This is a genomic window from Variovorax sp. 01T432, assembly GCF_056398605.1.
The window spans coordinates 102958-126371 of the sequence record NZ_JBFTPS010000008.1 but is presented as its reverse complement, the minus strand read 5'-3'; the positions used below and the strand labels follow the sequence as shown (position 1 = coordinate 126371).

The 23414-nt window shown below is 64.3% G+C and carries 20 protein-coding genes; 1 reads left to right on the top strand and 19 read right to left on the bottom strand.

Going from position 1 to position 23414, the window contains the following annotated elements; all coding sequences use genetic code 11:
- Positions 1-280: 280 nt before the first annotated feature.
- Positions 281-526 (top strand): hypothetical protein, encoded by a 246-nt coding sequence (locus AC1DNF_RS09225; RefSeq protein WP_478148269.1) that lies wholly within the window; start codon positions 281-283, stop codon positions 524-526.
- A gap of 297 nt (positions 527-823) precedes the next feature.
- On the opposite strand, the gene AC1DNF_RS09220 is transcribed toward AC1DNF_RS09225, so the two are convergent.
- The 19 genes from AC1DNF_RS09220 to AC1DNF_RS09130 form a co-directional block, all read right to left on the bottom strand.
- The gene (locus AC1DNF_RS09220) at positions 824-2245 is read right to left on the bottom strand and encodes an aspartate ammonia-lyase (RefSeq protein WP_478148268.1); all 1422 of its coding nucleotides are present in this window, start codon (positions 2243-2245) and stop codon (positions 824-826) included.
- 639 nt (positions 2246-2884) lie between these two features.
- Positions 2885-4354, bottom strand: a complete 1470-nt coding sequence (locus AC1DNF_RS09215; RefSeq protein WP_478148267.1) for an NAD-dependent succinate-semialdehyde dehydrogenase — start codon at positions 4352-4354, stop codon at positions 2885-2887.
- A gap of 43 nt (positions 4355-4397) precedes the next feature.
- A complete protein-coding gene (locus AC1DNF_RS09210; RefSeq protein ID WP_478148266.1) occupies positions 4398-5378 on the bottom strand; it encodes an NAD-dependent epimerase/dehydratase family protein in 981 nt (326 codons plus the stop codon).
- Positions 5375-6577, bottom strand: a complete 1203-nt coding sequence (gene kbl, locus AC1DNF_RS09205) for a glycine C-acetyltransferase (RefSeq protein ID WP_478148265.1) — start codon at positions 6575-6577, stop codon at positions 5375-5377. The genes AC1DNF_RS09210 and kbl overlap by 4 nt, the downstream gene beginning before the upstream one ends.
- 37 nt (positions 6578-6614) lie before the next feature.
- Positions 6615-7574: a homoserine kinase gene (locus tag AC1DNF_RS09200; protein WP_478148264.1), complete on the bottom strand. Its 960-nt coding sequence runs from the start codon at positions 7572-7574 to the stop codon at positions 6615-6617.
- Positions 7575-7581: 7 nt separating this feature from the next.
- Complete coding sequence (thrC, locus tag AC1DNF_RS09195; RefSeq protein ID WP_478148263.1) at positions 7582-8997, bottom strand: threonine synthase; 1416 nt, start codon at positions 8995-8997, stop codon at positions 7582-7584.
- Positions 8998-9028: 31 nt separating this feature from the next.
- Positions 9029-10180: an amidohydrolase gene (locus AC1DNF_RS09190; RefSeq protein WP_478148262.1), complete on the bottom strand. Its 1152-nt coding sequence runs from the start codon at positions 10178-10180 to the stop codon at positions 9029-9031.
- Between the two features lie 4 nt (positions 10181-10184).
- Entirely contained in the window at positions 10185-11111 is a 927-nt protein-coding gene (locus AC1DNF_RS09185; RefSeq protein ID WP_478148261.1) for a 2-hydroxyacid dehydrogenase, read from the bottom strand.
- Positions 11112-11116: 5 nt separating this feature from the next.
- Positions 11117-11470: a cupin domain-containing protein gene (locus tag AC1DNF_RS09180; protein ID WP_478148260.1), complete on the bottom strand. Its 354-nt coding sequence runs from the start codon at positions 11468-11470 to the stop codon at positions 11117-11119.
- A gap of 62 nt (positions 11471-11532) precedes the next feature.
- On the bottom strand, positions 11533-12861 hold the full coding sequence (locus AC1DNF_RS09175) for an NAD(P)/FAD-dependent oxidoreductase (protein WP_478148259.1): 1329 nt from the start codon (positions 12859-12861) through the stop codon (positions 11533-11535).
- Between the two features lie 9 nt (positions 12862-12870).
- Positions 12871-13863 carry an ABC transporter ATP-binding protein gene (locus tag AC1DNF_RS09170; RefSeq protein ID WP_478148258.1) on the bottom strand — a complete coding sequence of 331 codons (993 nt, stop codon included), beginning with the start codon at positions 13861-13863 and terminating at the stop codon, positions 12871-12873.
- Entirely contained in the window at positions 13863-14933 is a 1071-nt protein-coding gene (locus tag AC1DNF_RS09165) for an ABC transporter ATP-binding protein (RefSeq protein ID WP_478148257.1), read from the bottom strand. Before AC1DNF_RS09165 ends, AC1DNF_RS09170 begins: the two co-directional genes overlap by 1 nt.
- Before the next feature lies 1 nt (position 14934).
- Positions 14935-15822 (bottom strand): ABC transporter permease, encoded by an 888-nt coding sequence (locus tag AC1DNF_RS09160; RefSeq protein WP_478148256.1) that lies wholly within the window; start codon positions 15820-15822, stop codon positions 14935-14937.
- Positions 15819-16775 carry an ABC transporter permease gene (locus AC1DNF_RS09155; protein WP_478148255.1) on the bottom strand — a complete coding sequence of 319 codons (957 nt, stop codon included), beginning with the start codon at positions 16773-16775 and terminating at the stop codon, positions 15819-15821. The genes AC1DNF_RS09160 and AC1DNF_RS09155 overlap by 4 nt, the downstream gene beginning before the upstream one ends.
- A 2-nt stretch (positions 16776-16777) precedes the next feature.
- Positions 16778-18487, bottom strand: coding sequence for a peptide ABC transporter substrate-binding protein (locus AC1DNF_RS09150; RefSeq protein WP_478148254.1), 1710 nt, complete (start codon positions 18485-18487; stop codon positions 16778-16780).
- A gap of 20 nt (positions 18488-18507) precedes the next feature.
- Positions 18508-19833 carry an NAD(P)/FAD-dependent oxidoreductase gene (locus AC1DNF_RS09145; RefSeq protein WP_478148253.1) on the bottom strand — a complete coding sequence of 442 codons (1326 nt, stop codon included), beginning with the start codon at positions 19831-19833 and terminating at the stop codon, positions 18508-18510.
- A 19-nt stretch (positions 19834-19852) separates the two neighbouring features.
- Positions 19853-20572 carry a cupin domain-containing protein gene (locus tag AC1DNF_RS09140; RefSeq protein ID WP_478148252.1) on the bottom strand — a complete coding sequence of 240 codons (720 nt, stop codon included), beginning with the start codon at positions 20570-20572 and terminating at the stop codon, positions 19853-19855.
- Positions 20569-22089 carry an aldehyde dehydrogenase family protein gene (locus tag AC1DNF_RS09135; RefSeq protein ID WP_478148251.1) on the bottom strand — a complete coding sequence of 507 codons (1521 nt, stop codon included), beginning with the start codon at positions 22087-22089 and terminating at the stop codon, positions 20569-20571. The genes AC1DNF_RS09140 and AC1DNF_RS09135 overlap by 4 nt, the downstream gene beginning before the upstream one ends.
- 4 nt (positions 22090-22093) lie before the next feature.
- Positions 22094-23227 carry a DSD1 family PLP-dependent enzyme gene (locus tag AC1DNF_RS09130; protein WP_478148250.1) on the bottom strand — a complete coding sequence of 378 codons (1134 nt, stop codon included), beginning with the start codon at positions 23225-23227 and terminating at the stop codon, positions 22094-22096.
- Between the last annotated feature and the right edge of the window lie 187 nt (positions 23228-23414).

The window sequence follows — 23414 nt, the reverse complement described above, 5'->3', positions numbered from 1 at the left end:
TGCCCACGCTCTTGTACATGGGTACGTAGCCTGACACTTCGTCGCGCTCGAAGGAAGGGCGTGGTTTATTGCGCGCTTACGGCGATTCTGGCGCCAAACGCAGCATCTTGGCCAAGCTTGAACGGGACCTCTGAAGCTCCGGCATTCGCCTCGCACATCTGTGACTATCTCCTGTTGAAAAGGCACTTCGATCCCCAATGATCTGCTGCTGCAGCGGCCACAACGGCACCGGTCACCGCGAAGCTGCGCCTATAAAGAGAAAACTCCACGGAGAGACATCATGGCATCCCAGCATCACACTGTGAACGCAGCCCCTTACATGAGCTTCACTCGTGAATTGCGCTTCCTTCCGATTACGGAAAGCATGCAGTGCCTGACCTTTCCCTGCGACGCCGCCGGGCGCGTGGATCTCGACTCACTCGGCGACCGCGCGCGGAACACCTACCTGTTCGCCCGGGCTCTGATGGGACGCGACTACGCATTCCCGGTCATCTGTCCGTGCGATTCCACAATTCCCGCTCAGTAACTGCTCCACAGCGCAGCTGTTCGGCTCGCCGCGGTCGAAAGAGGTTGCGCCGCGAAGCTGCGCTGCGGCAAGAACTCTGCCAATCACATTGCCACAGTGCTCAGATGCCACCAAAACGAACCGCGTGGGCTTCGCAATCCAAGGACGTCTTTCGATCTAAGCGCGATCCAACCTCATCCAGGATGCGAAGCGTGACCGCCTCCTGAATCCTGGAAGCCCCTTGGTTCTGCAAGCCGCCATGACCTGATGCTCAAGTTGACGACAGGGCGGACTCCAACAAGGGCCGCGCGGGCTTTTTCAACGGTTCGGGGTCACAAGCCGGATTGGCTGCGTCAGGTTCTCCGGGACGAGCAATGCGGTCATTTCCGCGGAGCTCATGATCCCCAGTTGCTCGGCCGTGGCGGCGATTGTGTTGCCGGTGGTCAGTGCCGACTTGGCGATCTTGGCGGCCTTCTCGTAGCCGATGATCGGATTCAGGGCCGTGACGAGGGTCACCGACTCTGCCACCCGCTTTGACAGAACTGAATGGTTGGCTTGGATACCCTCCACGCAGTTGACTTGGAGCGTTTTGCAGGCGTTTGCGAGATGCTTGGTGCTCTTGAACAGCGCCCATCCCATGATCGGCTCGAAGGCATTGAGTTGCAGTTGACCGGCCTCGGATGCCATCGTGATCATCAGGTCGTTGCCAATCACCTCGAACGCCACTTGGTTCATCACCTCGGGGATAACCGGGTTGACCTTGCCGGGCATGATCGAGGAGCCCGCCTGGCGCGCCGGCAGGAGGATGTCACCGAAGCCGGCCTGCGGGCCGGAAGACAGCAGGCGCAAATCGTTGCATACCTTTGACAACTTGCAGGCGACGCGCTTGAGCACGCCTGACAATTGGACAAACGCACCAGTGTCCTGCGTCGCCTCGACCAGGTTAGCCGCGCGCACGACCGGAATGCCGCTGAATTCGGCCAGCAGGGGAATGACGATTTCGCTGTATCCAGCCGGGGCATTGATACCCGTGCCGATCGCGGTGGCGCCCAGGTTCACCTCGGTGATCAACTCCCTAGCTTCGCGCAACCGAGCCTCGTCTTCGCCGATCATGATTGCGAAGGTCGCGAATTCCTGGCCCAGCGTCATCGGCACAGCGTCCTGCAACTGGGTTCGGCCAATCTTGAGTACCGCGCGGAACTCCTCGGCCTTGCGCTCGAACGACGCGCGCAGGTCGGCCATTGCGGCGAGAAGCTGCTCGATGCCGTTCCAGGCGGCCAGTCGCAGCGCCGTTGGGTACACGTCGTTTGTGCTTTGCGAAGCGTTCACATGATCGTTGGGATGGATCAGGTCGTAGGAGCCCGGATCTGCGCCCATATGCTCAAGGGCCCGGTTCGCGATCACCTCGTTGGCATTCATGTTGGTCGATGTGCCCGCTCCACCCTGAATCACGTCAACGATGAACTGGTCATGCATCTGACCGGCGATGAGATCGTCGCAGGCGTCGTTAATGGCTGCGGCCCTGGCCGCATCGATGATGCCGAGCCGGGCGTTTGCGGCGGCTGCAGCTTTCTTGACATGCGCCAATGCCCGAACCAATTCCGGCATCTGGGAGACGGTCTGTCCCGTGATCGGGAAGTTGTCTACGGCGCGGGCCGTGTGCACGCCCCAGTAGGCGTGCGACGGAATATGCTTTGATCCGAGGAAGTCGGTCTCTAGGCGGTAGTTCAATTCATTCATCAGTGATTCTCGAGGGATGGGATTGGATGCGGCCGTCTGGTTCCACCCAGGCGCGGCAAATGAAGAAGCAGCGCGAGATCGCGTCGAGCTGGACTGAGGCGGGCGATGCAGAAACCTTTTGAATGTTCATCGTCGCTGATTGCAGCATCGATCCCACGCGCTTCGGTTCCGAATTGGAGGACTGACTCCACGCAAACTGCCGTTGTGGCAACCCTGGACAGCAAGGTGTGCCGCAAGAACTAAATTCCTTGCGCGACGCTCGCGACTGCGATTCGTCGAGCATGAGGCAAGAACACTTCGCCTGAAGCGTTGATTCGAACTGCGGAGCGCAGCTCGGCAAGCGCTTCGATTGCGGCTTGGGATGCTCGTACTTTTGGTGCGGAATGACACGGTAGTCCCGAGTTTTCCCATTGAAATCAACGACTTATGAATTCAGATCGTGCGCAGAGGTTTCGAGTTCGTAAGTCCCTGTCGCACAACGAGTTTGCGACCCAGCGCACCGATTCGCAAGATAAGTACGTTCACCCCTACAGACGGTTGATTGCTTCCGCACGGCTGGGCCACGACGACCGATCATTTCGCCAGGCACGTCCACTTTGCTGGAGGCGCACCAGGATTCCAGGCTGGGACCTCGCGCTTCTACAGCTGCCCCTGGCACAGATACTTGATGTGCATGTAGTCGTCCAGACCGTGCACTGAGCCTTCTCGGCCGTAGCCGGATGCCTTCACACCGCCGAAGGGCGCGGCCTCTGCCGCGAGCGCGCCTTCGTTGATACCGACGATGCCTGTCTCCAGCGCCTCGGCCACTCGCCAGATCCTGCGCACATCGCTGGCGTAGAAGTAGGCCGCGAGGCCGAAGGGCGTGTCGTTGGCCGCGGCGATCACCTCGGCCTCGCTGTCGAAGCGCGTGATTGGCACCACCGGCCCGAAGGTCTCCTCGCAGCTGCACGCCATTGTGGCGTCGACATTCACCAGCACCGTGGGCGCGTAATAGTTCGGGCCCAGATCCACAAGGCGCTTTCCGCCGGTGAGCACCTTGGCGCCTCTTTCGATTGCGTCCTGCACATGGCGCTCGATCTTCTCGACCGCGCGCGCATTGATCATCGGACCGATCTGCGAGCCGGGCTCGGTCGCCGGGCCCACTTGGAGCGCGCCGACCCGCCTGGCCAGCTTGTCGACGAAGGCGTCGTGCACCTTCGCTTGCACGAACACGCGGTTCGGGGAGACGCAGGTCTGCCCGCCGTTGCGGAACTTGGCGGCCATCAGGCCTTCGACCGCGGCGTCGATGTCAGCGTCCTCGAACACGATGAAGGGCGCGTTGCCACCGAGCTCGAGCGACAGCTTCTTCAGCGTGTCGGCCGAGCGGCGCGCCAGGTGCTGGCCCACCGGCGTCGAGCCGGTGAAGCTGATCTTGCGCACGCGCGCATCGTCCAGCCACACGTCCACCACCTCGGGCGTGCGCTCGCGCGAGGCGGTCACGATGTTGATCACCCCCGCCGGCACCCCGGCCTCCTGGGCCAGCTTGACCAGGGCCAGCGACGTCAGCGGCGTGTCCTCGGGCGGCTTGCACACCACGGTGCACCCGGTCGCGAGCGCCGGCGCGATTTTGCGCGCGATCATGGCGGCCGGGAAGTTCCACGGCGTGATGGTGGCGACCACGCCCACCGGCTCCTTCAGCGCGAACATGCGCCGTCCCGGCACCGGCGCGGGAATCACGTCGCCATTGGCGCGCGTGGCCTCCTCGGCGAACCACTCGATGTAGCTGGCGGCATAGGCCACCTCGCCTCGGCCCTCGGCCAGCGGCTTGCCCTGCTCGCGCGAGATCAGCCGGCCGAGATCCTCCTGGTGCGCCATCACCAGGTCGTTCCAGCGCTTGATGATCTGGGCGCGATGCTTGGCCGGCACGGCGCGCCAGGCCGGGAAGGCGGCGTGCGCGGCATCGACCGCGGCGCGTGCGTCGGCGGCCGTGCCGTCGGGCACGCTGGCGAAGGCGGCGCCGGTCGCCGGGTCGGTGACGTCGAAGCGGCGCGTGTCACTCGCTTCGCGCCATTCGCCGCCGATGAGGTGGGCGCCGGGCATCAGGTCCGTGCGTTCGAGGGTCAGTGTCATGGTGTTTGTCCTATCTCCAGTTGCTCGTTCCCGTCGGAATTTCTCACATTGCAGCGGCTGCCTTCTCCGTGCGTGGCTTCAACCCGGAAGACAGGTTCTGCAGCATGTCGCGAACAGTCGCCGAAAGGTCGTACCTCGGAGCCCAGTCCCAGTCGCGCCGCGCACAGCTGTCGTCGATGGAATCGGGCCACCCGCTGGCGATCGCCTGGCGGAAATCCGGCTCATATGCAATCTCGAAGTCGGGCAAGTACTTGCGTATTTCCTGCGCGATCTCGCGAGGCGTGAAGCTCACGCCGGCTAGGTTGTAGCTGCCGCGTTCGGTGATAGCCGAACTGGGAGCTTCCATCAACTCCAGGGTCCCGCGCACCGCATCGTCCATGTAGAGCATGGGCAGGGGTTCATCTTCGGCGAGGAAGCAGGTGTAGCGCTCTCCTTTGAGGGCCGCGTGGAAGATGTCGATCGCATAGTCGGTTGTTCCGCCCCCGGGACTCACCTTGTAGGAAATCAGTCCGGGATAGCGCAGGCCGCGAACATCCACGCCATGGTTCTCGTGGTACCAGCGGCACCAGCCCTCGCCGGCCAGCTTCGAAATTCCGTAAACAGTGCTAGGCTCCATGACCGTCCGTTGAGGCGTGGCCTCGGCGGGTGTTGTCGGACCAAAGGCAGCGATGGAGCTCGGCCAGAAAACCTTGTCCAGCTTGCGGTGCCGCGCAAGCTCCAGGACGTTCAACAGGCTGCCCATGTTGAGTTTCCAAGCCCACTCCGGTGCAGTTTCGCCCGTCGCCGACAAGGCCGCCGCGAGATGATAGATCTGGGTAATGCGATGCTTCTCGACCACCTGCGTGAGCTGGCCTGCGTCCGTGGCATCCAGCATCTCATAGCGGAGACTGGCGTGTCGACCCTCCTCCAGACGGTCGCTACCCACGACGTTGTCCGCGCCGTAGCGATCCGCCAGAGCAGCAGAGAGTTCAGTGCCCAGTTGCCCATTGGCGCCGATAACCAGAATGCGAGGCGATCCGGTCATGCCAGCACCCCCAGCTCTTTGCCCGCCTGCGCGAAGGCGCTCAATGCAGCGTCCAGTTGCGCGCGGGTGTGCTGCGCACTGATCTGGATTCGGATGCGAGCTTGGCCCTTGGGTACGACCGGGTAGAAGAAGCCAGTCACGTAGACCCCCAGCTCCAGCAGCCGATGGGCCAATCTCTGGGAAAGGTCCGCGTCATGGAGCATCACCGGGATGATGGGGTGTTCGCCTGGCTTCAGTTCGAAACCGCGTGCCGCAAGTCCGGCGCGGAAGTGCTGCGTGTTGTCCTCCAGACTGTCGCGCAGGTTCGTGTCGGCTTCCAGCAGGTCGAGCACCTTCAAGGTCGCGCCGACGATCACCGGTGCCAGGCTGTTCGAGAACAGATAGGGTCGCGAGCGCTGGCGCAGCAACTGAACGACGTCCGCTTTTGCGCTCGTGAACCCGCCGGATGCACCGCCGAGCGCCTTGCCGAGAGTGCCCGTGATGATGTCGACCTTGCCGAAGACACCCCGGTATTCATGGGTGCCGCGCCCTCGCTTGCCGAGAAAACCGGTAGCGTGCGAGTCGTCAACGCCCAGCAAGGCACCGAACTCGTCGCAGACATTCCGGATTTCGTCCAGGCGGGCGATGGTCCCGTCCATCGAGAAGACCCCGTCGGTGAACACCAGCTTGTACCGGGCTCCCGCTTCATCCGCCGCTTTCAGTTGCTCGCGCAGAGCCATCACGTCGTTGTGCCGATAGCGGTATCGCTTGGCCTTGCACAAGCGGATGCCGTCGATGATGGACGCGTGATTGAGCTCATCGCTGATCACGGCATCGTCGGGTCCGAGCAGTGTCTCGAACAAGCCGCCATTGGCATCGAATGCCGACCCGTACAGGATGGTGTCCTCCGTACCCAAAAATTGCGAGAGGCGCGCTTCGAGTGTTTTGTGAAAATCCTGGGTTCCGCAGATGAACCTGACGGAACTCAGACCGAACCCGCGCGCAGCCAGTGCGTCATGGGCGGCCTCGATGACGCTGGGGTGAGATGACAGGCCCAGATAGTTGTTCGCGCAGAGATTGATCACTTCCCGTCCATCGGCGGCGGCGATCTGGCTTCCTTGTGGCGATTGGATGGGGCGTTCGAGCTTGAACAGGCCGCTGGCCTGTATTTCCTCGAGTTCGTTTCTCAACGAGGCATAGAAATCTTCGGTGCTTCTCATGGTCGATCATCAGGGCCCAGGTCGGCCCAAGTCCTTTCTAGAAAATGTCTGCGCCGGCGGCTTCGCTCACGCGCTGGCGCAGAACGCGTTCGAAGTGGCTGGGGTCATGGGCGTTCAGAACGGCGGCTTCGCGAGGTATGTAGCAATCCCACAGTCGTGAGATCCAGAATCGCAAGGCCGCAGCTCGCTGAAGGGCTGACAACAGACGACGTTCTTCAGGCAAAAGCGGGCGCACCGACTCGTAGGCTGTCAGAAATGATGCCCTCCGTACGCCGTCGGCACGTCCGGTGTCCAGATCCACGCACCAGTCGTTGAGACAGACCCCGATGTCGAAGAGGAAGGTGTCGCAACCCGCAAAATAAAAATCGAGAAGGCCGCTCAGGCAGGTGCCTTCGAACATCGCGTTGTCGCGGAAAAGGTCGGCATGTACCGGTCCGCGCGGAAGGGCTGCGTAGTTGGGCGACGAGCTGACCCGTGTCTGGAAGGCCAGCTCGTCCAGCAGCAGCATGCGCTGGTGCTTGCCGACGTATGGCAGCAGAACCGGCACAGTTTCCCTCCACCATTGCAGCCCGCGCAGATTGGGCTGGTGGCGTTCATAGTCCTTGCCGGCCAGGTGCATTCGCGCCAGCATGTCGCCCACTGCGCTGCAATGCTGGGCGTCGGGCGCCAGTTCGCTCTTTCCGCGCAACCTACCCACCACTGCCGCCGGCTTGCCCTCGAGACGATGGAGGATGCGCCCCTCTGCATCTGGCGCCGGTCTGGGCACCGGGACGCCGCGACTGGCCAGATGCTGCATCAGGTGCAGGTAGAACGGCAATTGTTCCCATGTCAGGCGCTCGAACAGCGTCAGGACGTACTCGCCGCGATCCGTGTCCACGAAGAAGTTGGTGTTCTCGATGCCGCCATGGCAGGCGGCCATGGCCCGTAGCTCGCCCAGCCCTAACCGGCGCAACAACGCCGCAGCCTCTTCGAACGGAACGTCGGTAAAGACAGCCATGCTGCGATCAGGACAGATGCGCGGTGACGAATGCCTTCACCTGCGCCACGTCGGCCGGGAGCACCGTCACGCGCGTGGGCAGGTCTTCGATGCCCTGGAACCGCGGGGGCCGGTCGGGCTCGTGACCCAAGGCTTCGACGATGGTCGCGGCAAACTTGATCGGCAGCGCCGTCTCCAGCACGATCATCGGCACACCGGGCTGCAAGAAGTTGCGCGCCACCTTCAGGCCGTCGGCCGTGTGGGTATCTATCGTCACGCCGAAGCGCTGGTGCGTGTCACGGATCGTCGTCAGGCGGTCGGCGTGCATGCTCTTGCCGCTGACAATCCCGTAGCGCGGGCTGGCCAGCGCGAACACGGGGTCGGCGCTCAGATCGAAGCGGCCCTTCGTCGAGAGCTCCTCGCCGAACAGACGCCTGACTGTGCCCGCGTCGCGGCCCAACAGGTCGAACGCGAAACGCTCGAAGTTGCTGGCCTTGGAAATGTCCATCGACGGACTGGAGGTTTCGTAGGTGTCGGCGCTGCTGCGCACCCGATAAACGCCGGTGCGGAAGAACTCGTCCAGCACGTCGTTCTCGTTGGTAGCGAGAACGAGCTTGTCGATCGGCAGGCCCATCATGCGCGCCACATGGCCGGCGCAGATGTTCCCGAAGTTGCCCGATGGCACGGTGAAGCTCACCTGTTCGGTGTTGGACTTTGTGGCTTGGAAGTAGCCGGCGAAGTAGTACACCGCCTGTGCCAAGAGCCGTGCCCAATTGATCGAGTTGACCGTGCCGATCTTGTACTTGCGCTTGAAGTCGAGGTCGTTGGACACCGCCTTGACGATGTCCTGGCAATCGTCGAACACGCCCTCGATCGCCAGGTTGTGGATGTTGGCGTCCTGCAGGCTGAACATTTGGGCCTGCTGGAACGGGCTCATGCGGCCATGCGGCGATGTCATGAAGACGCGCACACCCTTCTTGCCCTTCATCGCGTATTCAGCAGCGCTGCCGGTGTCGCCGGAGGTGGCGCCCAGGATGTTCAGCTCCTCGCCGCGTCGGCCCAGCTCGTACTCGAACAGGTTGCCCAGGAGCTGCATCGCCATATCCTTGAAGGCCAGCGTGGGGCCGTTGGAAAGGGCTTGGAGGTACACACCCTCTTCCAGCTTCTTGAGCGGAACTATCTCCTTCGTGCCGAAGACTTCCTCTGCGTAGGTCTTGCGGCAGATTGCGCGCAGGTCCTCCGCCGGGATGTCGTCGATATAGAGCGAGAGGACTTCAAAGGCCAGGTCCGCATACGGCAGGTCGCGCCACCTTGAAAGCTGCTCGGGAGTAACCTGCGGGTATTGCTCCGGCAGATACAAGCCGCCATCGGGCGCAAGGCCCTCCAGCAGGATTTCGCAGAAGTGCTTGCGGTCGGGATGGCCGCGGGTGGACAAGTACAGCATCGTAGATTTCATTTCTTGGCGAAGGTTGCGTTCAACGCAGGGCCATCTGCGCGACGGCTGCGAACCAGCGCACGCCGCACGCCAGAACGTCGTCGTTGAAGTCGTAGGAAGGGTGATGCAGTGGGGCCTTGTGGTCTTCGCTTCGTTGCCCGAGCCAAAGGTAAGCCCCAGGGCGCTGCTGGAGCATGAATGCGAAGTCTTCTGACGTGAAAGCCGGCGCCGCGGCCACTTGTACTTCCAGGCCGGCGTTGCGCGCTGCCTCGAGTGCGAGCTGCGCATGCGCAGGGCTGTTGATCGTCGCAGGGTAGTAGCGCGTGTACTCGACCTCGATCGTGGTGCCGCTTCCGCTTGCGACACCCGCCGCAACGTCGCGGATCGCCTGCTCGATCGCGTTCTGCACGGCGGGGTCGAAGCTGCGCACGGTGCCGGTCAACTCCACGGCCGCCGGCAGGACGTTGTGCGATTGGCCACCGCTGATGCGCGTCACCGACAAAACAGCGTTCTGCGTGGGAGGGATCCGCCGCGACACGATGGTATGCATCTGCGCGACGAACTGGCTCGCGGCAAGCACCGCGTCCGGTGTCAGATCGGGTTGTGCTGCGTGGCCGCCCCGCCCGCGCACGACGATGTCGAAGCGATCCGCCGCGGCCATGATCGGTCCCGGCCTTGTGGCGGCCGTGCCCGCGGGCAGGTCGGGCCAGTTGTGCAGAGCGAACACGGATTCGCACCCAAAGCGCTCGAACAGGCCGTCGCGCACCATCTCGCGTGCCCCTGCCCGCCCCTCTTCGGCGGGCTGGAAGATGAAGGCAATGCTTCCATCGAAGCTGCCGGCCCGCGTCAACTGCCGAGCCGCCCCCAGCAGCATGGCTGTATGGCCATCGTGACCGCAGCCGTGGTGGACACCGGGGTGGCGGCTGACGTAGATACGCTCGGCGTCCTCCCGCATCGGAAGCGCGTCCATGTCTGCGCGCAAGCCCACCATGCGCGTCGAATTGCCCCTGCGCAGAACGCCGACCACGCCGGTTCCGCCGATGCCCTCGTGCACCTCAAGGCCGCATTCGCGCAGCGCAGCAGCGACCACGCCGGAAGTGCGACGCTCCTCGAATGCCAGCTCGGGGTGCGCATGCAGGTCGCGCCGCAGCGCGACCAGGGCCGGCAGCAAGTCTTCGATGTCTTTGTTCATGGTCTCAATACCCCCGCGAACGATCGACCAGCCCGATCAGCGGTGTGCCCGCCTGGTGGCGGCGGATGTTGTCGAGCACCTGTTCCACGGCCGACTCCGGCTGCGTCATGCTCGCGATGTGCGGTGTGAGCAGGATCTTCGGGTGCACCCAGAAAGGGTGATCCGCCGTCAGCGGCTCTGGATCGGTGACATCGACAACCGCGCCCGACAGCCAGCCTGTCTCGAGCGCATCGAGCAGCGCTTGGTGGTCGAGGTGCGCCCCGCGGCCGACATGCACCAGCGATGCGCCGCGCGGCAGATGCTGAAACAGGGTCGAGTCGAGGATGCCGCGCGTCTCCTGGGTAAGGGGCAGCAGACACACGAGGATGTCGGTGCTGGCCAGCATCGCAGGCAGCTCCGCCTGCCCTGCGTAGCACGCGACACCTTCAATCTCGCGGCGCGTCCGGCTCCAGCCGGCGACCTGGAAGCCGAGCGTGCGCAACTGGTCCAACACAGCGCATCCGAGCACGCCCAGGCCGAGGACGCTCACACGCCGCTTCGATGCGGGAAAGACGCGGTGCGCCGCCCAGCGGGCCTCGCGCTGCTGCTGGATGTAGGTTGGCAGGTCCCGGTGAAGCGCTAGCACGGCCATCGTGGCGTACTCCACCATGCCCGCGACAATGCCAGGTTCCGCCATGCGCACCAACGGCAATTCCGGCGGGAGTGCGGCGAGGTCGAACTGGTCGATTCCGGCGCCCGTCGAAAAGAACAGTTCCAGGTTGGGGAACTGCCGCTCAATGTGCTGCGGCGGCACCCATGCGGCAAGATAGCGCACGTCGCCCGCCGTTCCGGTTTCGGGCCAGATGTGAAACGGAATGTCGGGCGCCTTGGTGGCGAACAGGCGCGACCACTCCGCCCCGCGCACGGGGTCGGCCTTGTATACGAAAGACATGCCGCTTACTGGTAGACGACCCAGATCTTCCGCGTGGTCTCGATGCAGCGCCACACGCCTGTGAAGTCGGGCTTCATCACGAACGCGTCACCTGCCTGTACCCGCACCGGCGGCTTTCCGTCCTCGGTCACTTCCGAGACGCCCGAGAGGATGTGGCAGAACTCCATGGTGCCGCCCTTGATGGACCGGAAGGTGCCGGGCGTCGTCTCCCAGACGCCGGCGCGCACCTTTCCATCGGAGGACTGATCGACGTCCCAATTCTTGAATTTCGCGTCTCCGTCGATGACGCGTTCCGGCAGCGGACCGCCTTCGCGCGCGGTGCCCAGATCGTCATATTTGAAGAAGGTGAGATTGCTCATGAGAAATGGTCCTTAGTTGAATAGAGAAAAGTGAATGGGGTCAGGCCGCAGCCGAGAAGTCGTTAGATGGCACCGACGGTGACCTTGGAGCCGTCACCGAAGCGCGAGAAGCGGAACGGCGTGGGATCTACCGCTGGCCGCTCGCCGGTGACCAGGCTCGCGGCAAGGTGCCCCGCGCCAGGACCGGTGCCGAAACCATGGCCGCTGAACCCAGCGGCGAGCACGAAGCCCTTGATCTGATCGACGGGCGAAATGACCGGCACGGCGTCGGGGGTGCTATCGATGTACGCGCCCCATGCGTCCCACACCTTTACTTCCTTCAACGCGGGATAGAGGCGCTTCACGCAGTCGAGCAGGTGGCGGATCGCCCCTTGGTCGGGCGCCGGATCGAGAACGCGGATTTGCTCGAACGGCGACTCCTCGTCGAAGTCCCAGCTCCCGAGCGCTTCAGGCCCGCGAAAAAACGAACGCCCGATGCCGAATTCCACCGCCCTGATCCGCTTCATGAACATCGGCATGAACTCGCGTGCGTACCGCAGTGCCTGGGGAGTGAACTCGAGCGTCCCCCGGCCGCTGATCGCCACGATGTAGCCGCCATCGAGGCGGCGCGTCAGCGTGCATTCCGGTGTCGACAGCGCCGGCGGCAAGCCTTCGATGGGATCGGTTCGCAGGACGGATGCGCGCACGCTCGCCTGCGGGAAGGAAATGCCGTGCCGGCGGCAGAACGCGGACGCCCAGGCACCGCCGGAACACACGACGGCGTCGGTTTGGATCACACCTCGTTCGGTGATCACGCCACTGACCGCGCCGTTGGTGATGTCGAGACCACGGGCTGCACAGTCCTGATGGATCGTGGCACCCAAAGCCTGTGCCCCTTGCGCGATCACCGGAGCAGAGAGCGAAGGATCTGCCGTGCCGTCGTCCATCGAGTGCACGCCGCCCAGCCACTTCCGGGTGCCGCTACCTTTCATGACGCTCGCAGCCTCCGAAGCACTGAGCATGCGGGTACGAACGCCGAAAGGTCGCCCATGCTTCCTGCCCCACTCTTCCCAGGTAGCGATTTGCTTCGCATTGTCTGATGCGTAGTACAGGCCGCAGCGACGGAAACCGAGGTCACGACCGATATCGCGCTTCATCTCCTCCCAGAGGCGAAGTGCCAGCGCTGAGAGAGGCAGTTCGCGCGCGTCGCGATTCTGCTGGCGGCACCAGCCCCAGTTGCGGCTGGACTGCTCCGCCCCGATGTAGCCCTTTTCGAGAAGCGCTACGGAGAGGCCGCGCTTGGCCAGGAAATAGGCCGTGGAAACGCCGACGATGCCACCGCCGATCACCACGGCATCGGCTCGGTCGGGCAGCTTGTCATCGCTGCGGATGCGAAGAATGGATGGAGACATGAGCTTGCGTTAGATGTCGTCGCGGATGCATGCGGTGGCGTGATTCCGGTCCACGAACCTGAGTTCGGGCAATCCGTTCGCGCACGCGGGTTGGGCGTGCGGGCAGCGCGTGCGGAACGCGCAGCCCGACGGGGGCGCCAGTGGGCTCGGAATGTCGCCCTTGAGCAGTTCGCGCGCGCGCCGCTGCCGCGGATCGATGTTCGGCACGGCCGCCATCAGGGCGCGTGTGTAGGGATGGCGCGGGTTGTTCAACAACGAGTCGGCGTCGGCGATCTCCACCAGACGGCCGAGATACATCACAGCGATGCGGTCCGAGATATGGCCCACGACTGCTAGGTCATGGCTGATGAACAGCATCGTGAGGCCGAGCCGCTGCTTGAGCTCCAGCAGCAGGTTGATCACCTGCGCCTGCACGGACACGTCGAGGGAAGACACCGGTTCGTCGGCCACCAGCAGTTGCGGTTGCGTCATGAGCGCACGGGCAATGCCAATGCGCTGGCGCTGGCCGCCGGAGAACTCGTGCGGATAGCGCGAACGGTGCGCCGGGTTCAGCCCGACCGTCTTCAGAACGGCATCGATCCGATCCCGCCGCTCCTGCACAGTGATCTTGGGCATGTGGATTTCCAGCGGCGCCGAGAGCAGTTGCTCGACCGTGTGCTTCGGGTTCAGGGACGAGTACGGGTCCTGGAACACCATCTGCATGGCACGCCGCAGCGGCCGCATCTGGCGCCGCGTGAGGCCCACCAGGGGCTTGCCGTCGAAGTGCACCTGCCCTGCCGTTGGCGCGTCCAGGTTCAGGATGGCGCGGCCGATCGTGCTTTTGCCCGAGCCGCTTTCGCCCACCAGGCTCAGCACCTCGCCTCGGCGAATCTCGAAACTGACGCCGTCGACGGCCTTCACGTTCTGCGCTGGCTTGCCAAGCCAGCCGCCACCTAGCGGGTACCACTTGCGCAAGCCCTCGACTTGCATCAGGACGGGATGAGATTGTTGTTGCTGCTGCATTACGCGGCTCCTTCAAGTTCCGTCCAACGGACGCACCGCACCAGATGACCCGGCTCCGCGTGCTCCAGGCCCGGCACTGCGGCATCGCAGCGACCCGGCTCGAAATGGCTGCAGCGCGGCCCGAAGGTGCAGCCGGGCGGGTGCGCGGCCGGATCGGGCACGTTGCCCGGAATCGCGAACAGCGGTGTTTTGCGGGCAAGATTCGAATGCAGTCGCGGCACCGAGTGGATCAGGCCTCGGCTATAGGGATGCCGCGGCTGCGTGAACAGCTCAACGACATCGGCCTGCTCGACGATCCGGCCCGCATACATCACCATCACGCGATCGGCAATCTCCGCCACCGTGCCAAGGTTGTGCGTGATGTAGATCATCGCCATCCGAGTCTGCGACTGCAGCTTCTGCAGCAGTTCGAGGATCTGCGCCTGAATGGTCACATCCAGCGCGGTGGTGGGCTCGTCCGCGATCAACAGCGAAGGTTCGCACGCAATCGCCATAGCGATCATCACGCGCTGCCGCATGCCACCGGACAGCTCGTGCGGATAGTTCGCGAGGCGGCGCTTCGGATCCGAAATGCCAACCTGGTTCAAGAGTTCGGCAGCGCGGTCCATGGCAGCACGCGTGCTCATACCGAGGTGGATTCGCAAGCTCTCGCAGATCTGAGCGCCGACGGTGTGCACCGGGTTCAGCGACGTCATCGGCTCCTGGAAGATCACCGAGGCGGCGCCTCCTCGCACCCGGCGCATCACGCGCTCGGGGGTTCCAACCAGCTCGTACGTCTTGCCATCGCGCGCCGCAAGCCGCGCCGACCCGCTGATCGTGCAGTACGGCGCGGGCGGCGTGAGGCCGAGCAGCCCCAGGCAGGTAACGCTCTTACCGGAACTGGTTTCCCCCACCAGCGCCAGTGTCTCGCCGCGGCGCACCGAGAAGCTGACGTCGCGCACAGCATGCACGATTCCAGCCCCTGTGCGGAATGCGACGTTCAGATCTCGCACGTCCAGGATCTTCTCCCCTTGGACGGCGGCTTCGTCATGCTGGGCGGGAATCGGTTCAAAACGGTTCATATCAAGCATTTCATCGATCCAGTTTCGCGTCCAGCGCGTCGCGCAGGCCGTCACCAATGAAGTTGAAGCTCGTGACGGTCAGCGTGATGGCCAGCCCCGGCACGATTGCGAGCCATGGCGCGTTGGTCAGATAGCTCTGCGCGTTCTCCAGCATGTTTCCCCAGCTCGGCGTCGGCGGCTGGATGCCGAAGCCAAGGAAGCTGATGTACGACTCCGCCAGTATGGCGTGCGCGATATTCAGCGTTGCAGCCACCACGATGGGCGCGACGGCGTTGGGCAGCAGCTCGCGGAACATGATGCGGCTGTCGCTGGCGCCGAGCGATTCCGCGGCGAGCGCGAAATCTCGTTCGCGGAGCGACCGGATCTGCCCTTCCACGACGCGCGCCACCTCCATCCAGCTTGCGAGGGCGATCAGCACCACGATGGAGGTGACCGATGGCTCGATGAGGGCCGCGACGGCCAGCAGCAGAAAGATGGTCGGGAAGCAGAGCATGGCATCCACGAATCGCATGAGCATGGCACCGATCGCGCCGCGGTAGAAGCCCGCCACCAGACCGACCAAAACGCCCACCACAACGGACAGTGCGGTGGCCGCGAAGCCGATTGACAGGGAGATACGGCCGGCATACATCAGGCGAGCCAAGACGTCGCGGCCCAGCGGATCGGTTCCGAACACGTGCGGGCCCGCGAACGGCTCCGTCAACCTCGCGCGGATGTCGGTGTCGGTGTCGTTGAACGGGATCAGCCAGGGGCCCACGAAGCTGAAGAGCGTCATGAACAGCACGACGCCTACGCCCAGGAGCGCCACCCGGTGGCGCAGGAAGCGCCTCAGGGCTGGATAGCGCTCGGCGAGCGTCCGGCGCGGCGGGACTATCGATACGGTCTGAACGGCGCTCATTTCGACGCTCCTTTGATGCGTGGGTCTGCGACGGAGTACAGAAGGTCCGCGAGCAGGCTACCCAGCAGCACCATGCACGCCGTGAACATCAGCATCCCCATCACCACGGGGTAGTCCCGATTGCTGACACTGTCGAGGAACAGCCGGCCCATTCCCGGCCAGGTGAACACGGTTTCCGTGACCAGCGCGCCGCTCAGCAGCGTGGACACATGCAGGCCGGTGATCGTGATCATGGGCAGTAGCGCATTGCGCAGCGCGTGGTGCAGCAAGATCCGCATGGCAGGCACGCCTTTAGACTTGGCGGTACGGATGTAGTCCTGGTTGATGACATCGAGCATCGACGAGCGCATGTAGCGGCTCCAGACCGCAGTGGAGACGAGCGCCAACACGATGCACGGCGCCACCAGGTGGCTCAGCCGGTCAACGAAGGAGCCGTCTCCGATGTTTTCGCGGTTACCTGCCGGCAGCCAACCCAGGTTCACGGAGAACACATAGATGACCGCCAGCCCGAACCAGAATGTGGGAATCGACAGGGCGACCATCGCCCCAACCGTGGCCAGGTGGTCAAAGAACGAATAGCGCCGCACAGCACCCAGGATGCCGATCATGCCGCCGATGAACATGGCGAGCAGCGTCGAGGCGACCATGAGCTCGAGCGTGGGCCCGATGTGCATGCCGATCTTCGTCAGCACCGGCAACTGGTCGCGGTACGAGACGCCCCAGTCGCCGGTGGCGAGGCTCCCGGCCCAGTCGAGGTACTGGATCGGCACGGGTCGGTTCAGTCCATACTGGGCCATCAGCCGGTCGACGTCTTCCTGGCCCAGATCACCGGTGGCCACGAACTGGGCTAGCGGCCCCCCGGGCGCGAGATGCAGGATCGCGAAGGCGATCATCGAGACTAGCGCCAGCAGCAGCAGTGACTGCAGCAAGCGGCGCAGTAGGTAGCGTCCCATGATCAGGCCGTCCAGCGCCAGTTGGCAGCGTTCCAGCTGTTCGCCAGCACGTTCACGTTGGCGGCGTAGCCGTCCAGGCCGGCCTTCGTTCCCTCGACCTCCACCGCGTTGAACAGCGGCAGGAATGGCAGGTCATCCATGATCAGCTCCTGGACTTTGGCGTAGATCTCCTTGCGCTTGCCAAGGTTGTATTCCTGGCGGCCCCGGGCGAGCAGCGCATCCACTCCGGCGCTCTTGTACTGGCTCACGTTCGAACCCGACTTGGTCTCCTTCGGGATGGCGCCGGAGCCGAAGCGGTGCGTGACATCCGGGTCGGAGGCGATCGTGTAGGTCACCGCAGTCATCAGGCTGTCGAACTCGGAGTTCCTCCAGAAGTCGGCCCACAGCACCGCCGCCACCAGGTTCTTGATCAGCATCTCGACGCCGATCTTCTTGAAGTCGTCGGCGATGAGCTGTTGCGTCTGCGCGCGCAACTGGTTGCCCGTGACCGTCGAATTCGTGAAGGACAGTCGCACGCCGTTTCTTGCACGAATGCCGTCCGTACCCCGCACCCAGCCGGCTTGGTCCAGCATCGCGGCGGCCTTTTTCGGGTCGTACTCGGGTTTGGGCAGGTTCGGGTTGAAAGCCCAGTGCTTGGGGGTCAGGAGGCTGTTCGCCGGCTTGGGCAAGCCGTAGTAGACGAGGTCACAGATCGACTGCCGGTCGATTGCAATGTTCAGCGCCTTGCGTACCGCCTTGTCCGCGAGGACCGGGTGTGCAAGGTTGAGCGTCAGGTTCTCCACCGCGGCGCGGGGCGCGGCGTAGACGCGGCGGCCGCGCAGCGCAGTCGCTTCCTTGTAGAAGTTGGCAGGAATGCCCTGCAGGCCGACGAAGTCAATCTCCCCGGTCTTGAACTGCGTGTACATCGCGTTCAGGTCCGGCACGTACTTGAAGATGAGCCGGTTCAGGGACGGAGCTTTGCCGAAGTATTCCAAGTTGGCTTCGAGGATCACGTGGTCGCCAGTCTTGCGGCTGACGAACCGATACGGCCCCGTGCCGACGGGCGCGGCGGCGAACTGCGTCGAGTTTGGGTCGGGGTCCTTCGAAAGAATGTGCGCGGGCACGATGAAGGTCCAGCTCAGCGCGGAAGTCATCGGCGCGAATGGCTCCTTGAGCTTCCACGTGATCACATGGTCACCCTCGACGCCCACGGAGGCAATGTTGTCGAAGGCGGTACGGTTACGGGCGCGGAAGGCCGGGTTCTTCATCAGGCCGATCGAATACTTGACGTCCTCCGACGTCATCGGCTTGCCGTCATGCCACTTCACATCGCGCCGCAACTCAACACGCCAGTTCAGCCCGTCGGCCGAGATGCCGCCGTTCTCGACAGTCGGAGCCGCCTTCGCCAGCATGGGCACGATCGCCCCCTCCGCGTCGAGCATCCACAGCGGACTGAAGAGGTTCCACCAGACGCCCTGGTCCACCTCGTTGGCGGTCATCAGCGGATGCAGGACGGTCACCTCCTGCGAGAACCCGAGGATGGCCTGGCCCGTCGGCTTGGTGGCCGGCGCGGCAGCGTCAGCACTCGCCGCCAGACCCAGGGAACCCAGGGCAAAGGTAGCTGCGCCTGCAAATACGGCGTCGCGCCGTGTCAGTTTGCCCATGGGGGCATCGCCCATCTTGTTCGTCCGCTTCATGTCGCCACCTTTCAGTTCGCTGCTGTGATCATTCATGGTTGTCTCCTGTTTAGGGTTTAGAAATCAGCGACCTTGCCCCACGCGATGCCGCTGAATCGGCCGGGCCGAAACGGTGCCGGATCCACGATCGGTTCTGCGCCGGTCGCCAGGTCCGCGATGAGGTGGCCCGCGCCGGGGCCGATGCCAAAGCCGTGCCCGGAAAAGCCTGCGGCAAGAATGAAGCCCGGCAGACCCGGCACTTCGCCGATGCCGGGAACACCGTCCGGCGTGCTGTCGACGAAGCCGGCCCAAGCGTGCGTGATCTTTGCCCCGCGAAGCTGGGGCAGCAGCTCGACGGCGCGGCGGTGGGTTTCATTGATCGTGGTCAAACAGGGCTTCGGATCGAGGATGCGCACCTGCTCCATGGGCGTCGGGGCATCGAGCCGCCACCGCTTCAGCGTTTCGTGGCCACCCCGAATGCCTTGCAGGCCTCCCGGCAGAAGGCTGCGCCAGCGCTTGGCGAACATGGGCACGAACTGCGGAGCGAAGCGCAGGAACTGCCCTGTCGGATCCACACGCGCACGGCCGCTGATGGCCAGTGCGTAACGTCCGTCGTTGCGGCGCGTGGCGGACACACCCGCCATCACCAGGGCATCCGGCAGGCGATGCTCCACAGGGGACACGCTCAGGATGGATTGGCGGATCGAGGCTTGTGGAAAACGGACGCCCAGCTGCCGGCAGAACGAGGAGGCCCAGGCGCCACCCGCCATCACGACCGTCCGGGTCTTGATGACGCCGGCTTCCGTGATGACGCCGCTGACCCGTCCGCCTTCCGTCTCGATGCCACGCGCGGCACAATTCTGGTGGACGCTGCCCCCGAGCTTGATAAGCGCAGCGGCCACGGCCGGCGCAGCCTTGGCAGGATCAGCCGTGCCGTCGCTGGGCGAAAAGACGCCGCCTTTCCAGGCGCGGCCGGTTGCCTGTCCGCGCTCGGCGGCCTCGCGGCTGCTCAGCATGTGGCTCGTGATGCCGGCAGTCTTCGCAAAATCGCGCCAGCTGGCCCAGCCGGACAATTCAGCCTCGTTGTTACTGAGAAACAAGAGCCCGCAGCGGCGAAAGCCTGTGTCTTCGCCGCTCTCGGCGGCAAACTGTTCCCACAGGTCGAGGCTCTTGCTCGCCAAGGGTAATTCGCGGGCGTCGCGGTTCTGCCGCCGGCACCAGCCCCAATTGCGGCTCGACTGCTCTGCGCCGATGCTGCCCTTTTCCACCAACGCGACCGACACGCCGCGCTGGGCCAGGTAGTAGGCAGCAAAGACACCGACGATGCCGCCCCCGATCACGACGACATCGGCCGAGGCCGGCGGCGTCGGGGAAGTCTGGATTTGGATCAGCGGAGGGGACATGATGAATCTGTTCGCCCGCTCAAGCCTGGACGGCCTGGACTACGAAGAACTTCGCCACGCGCTCGCTGCTTTCCCATCCGACCGCCGCGCCCTGAGGCACGAAGAGCGCATCGCCCGTGCCCATCGACAGCACGCTGCCATCGGGGGCCGCGAAGCGCACGCTACCGGCCACGAGATGCATGAACTCATTCTGGCGATGCGGGCGAACGATCCGGTGGTAGGGCGTCGAATCCCAGGTGCCTGCGCTGTAACCCGCGCCGTCGTCGGTGAAGACGTTGTCGCTGCGGCACTCCGGGGCCGGACCCAGGAGCACCTCCGCCGGTAGCGAACGGGACGGCTTGAAGTCGGCGTCGGCGCGCAGGGGGAGGAGACCGCTCTTGGTCGGCTTGTCGCAAGCGGCCGCGCAGAACGAAAACCGCACGTGGGATCCGGCCTGGATACGAAGCGCGGTGCCGCAGCCGATCACAGCACCTGTTTGCGGACCGAGCACCAGCGGAGCGGAGCCGGCCGCTGTCAGCGTCAACTCGCCTTCCGACACGACGATGGTTTCGATGTGGGGGAAGCTCGCGACATCCAGCTCGCCGATGAAGCTGGTACGGCCCGCGATCATCGAGTCGGGCCCTTCCCAGGCGATCTCGCGATACTGCGCAAAAGGATCGTCCTTGCCGAACGCCGCCTTGCGGAAAGAGGTTGAAACGGGTGCGCCGTCGGCGCGATGCAGCACGAGGGCCACGGTCATGATTGCTCCTGCGCGTTGCGCGATGATTGAACTGTCGTACTGGGGTTGTCGGCAACCTGGAAGCCAAGAATGGCTTTGGTTTCCAGGTACTCCTCGAGACCTTCGATTCCGTATTCGCGGCCATTCCCCGAGCGCTTGTAGCCACCGAAGGGGGCCTGCGGATTCCAGGCCGGATAGTTGATGTGCACCTGCCCGGAGCGGATGCGCGCCGCGACGGCGCGCGCTGCGGCAAGGTCTTTGCCTTGCACATGGGCGCCCAGGCCATAGACGGTGTCGTTGGCAATGTCCACCGCCTCGTCCACGCTGCCGTAGGGAATGATCGCGAGCACCGGCCCGAAGATCTCCTCCTGCGCGATCTGCATGCGAGGATGCACCGCGGAGAAGATGGTCGGGCGGCAGTAGAAGCCGCGGTTCAAGCCCTCCGGCCGGCCCGGGCCGCCGCACAGCAGTCGCGCGCCTTCGGCGATGCCGATGCCGATCATTTCCTGCACCCGATTGAACTGGGCGCGATTGGCCACCGGGCCGTGCGTAGTCTGCGGCGAACGCGGATCGCCCACGACGAAGTTGGCTGCCGCTTCGAACGCGAGCCGTTCAACCTCCTGCAGGCGCGCGCGGGGCACGATCATGCGCGTGGGCGCACTGCAGGATTGGCCGACGTTGCGGAAGGCGGCCGCCACGCCTGCCGATACGGCACGCGCGAGGTCCGCATCCGGCAGGATCACGTTGGGCGATTTCCCGCCGAGTTCCTGGGCCACGCGCTTGACCGTCGGGGCGGCGGCTTGGGCAACCAGCACGCCAGCCCTCGTCGAACCGGTGATCGAGATCATGTCGATGTCCGGATGCGCCGAGAGCGCGGCGCCGACCTCCGGCCCGTTGCCGTTCACCAGGTTGAACACACCCGGCGGAATGCCGGCGTCGTGCATCACTTCGGCAAAGAGCAAGGCGCTCAGGGGTGACAGCTCGCTGGGCTTCAGAACGACCGTGCATCCCGCCGCCAGGGCGGCGCCGACCTTGGCGGTGATCTGGTAGAGCGGCCAGTTCCAGGGCGTGATCAGGCCGCACACGCCGATGGCCTCGCGCATGATGGCCACGCCCCCTCCCCGATGGGTGAGGAACGGATAGCTGGCCAGATTGTCCCGAGCCACGCGGATGTGCTCCGCCGCGACCGGCACCTGTGTCGTGCGCGCAAAGCCGATGGCAGCGCCCATCTCCTGCGATATCGCCTGAGCGAACAGTTCGGCTCGCTCGAGGATCAGGGCGTGGACGCGTTCGAGAAGCTGGGCCCTGCCCTGGGTGGAACTCACGGACCAGGTAGCGAAAGCGCGCCGCGCCGCAGTCACCGCCGCTGCGACGTCTTGCGCGCTTCCCAACGCGATCTCCGCGACCGGCTCCTCGGTCGACGGGTCGATGACCGACACGCGGGCCTGTCCGTGGGGCAGTGCCCACTCGCCGTCGATGAACACGCGGTCCAGACGGCCGGCGTTCCTGAGGCGTTCGATGATGGTCGAATGGCCCATGGTCTTACCATCCATAAAAGCGGGGCCACGAACTCATCGTGCCATCGGGGGCCAGCGCTTCGTAGCGCGGGAACTGCGCGCCCGTGGCGCAGGCGTGGTTCGGCAGGATGCGCAATTGCATGCCAACTGGAAACCGCTGCGTGATCTCGCGGTCAGGCTCGCCGGCGCGTGACAGGATTCCGTGCTCCTGGTTCGCGCCGCTGAGCACATAGCCATCCAGCAGTTCGCCATCGACGCTGCAGACCTGGCCATAGCCGTAATCGTGCTTCTGGCGCTGGGTGCCGCGGTCCCGGCTCATGGCCATCCAGCCTGCATCGACGATCGCCCAACCTTTTTCCGCTTGATGGCCAACGACCGTCGTCAACACGGACAGTGCGACGTCCTGCGGCCGGCACACGGTGATGTTGGCCATCACGAGATCGAAAAGGACATACACGCCGGCCCGGACTTCCGTGACGCCGGGCAGAGCGCTCGCGGCCAAGGCGGTGGGCGTGGAACCGACACTCACCACGGGACAGGCCCAGCCTTGAGCGCGCAGGCGTTCAGCCGCGCGCACGCAGCCGGCCCGCTCCTGTTCGGCCATGGCCACATGTGCCTCGCGCGTATCGAGGTCATAGCTGGATCCGGCATGTGTCATGACCCCGCCCAGCACGCTGCCTCCTTCGAGCACGGCGTCTCCCACCTCAATCAGCAACTTTGCTTCGGGTGGGATGCCCGAGCGGTGACCGTCGCAATCGATCTCGATCCACAGCTCGAAACGGTGATCGTGCTCCTTGCCGAAGCGGCCCAATGCGAGCGCCATGTCAACGTTGTCGGTGATCAGCTTCAGGTCGCAGCCCCGCTGCCGCAATGCCAGCGCCTGGGCGAACTTGTTCGGCACAACGCCCACGGCATAAAGGATGTCGCTGAATCCGGTCGCGAAGAACTGCTCAGCCTCCTTCAGCGTCGAGACCGTAATTCCCTGCGCCCCCGCAGCCGCTTGCGCCCGGACGATCTCGACGCACTTGGTGGTCTTCACATGGGGCCGGAACTTCACGCCCAGTTCGTTCATGCGCAACTGCATGCGATCGATGTTGCGCTGCATCTGGGCGACGTCGACCAGAGCGGCAGGAGTGGTTAATTGCTCAAGAGAGGTCATGGATCGGGGAGTCAGGTAATGGGAAGTGGCGGAACGACTTGATGCCCGCAGTATCAGAACGACGATTCATGCCGTCAAATACAAGTTTTGGCGATATTCATTCACTTCGGATATGGACTATCGAGGATCGAGTTCCGCACGGCGATGCACACGGGAACGTTGCCGCTTGCCGCTCCTGTAGCGTCGC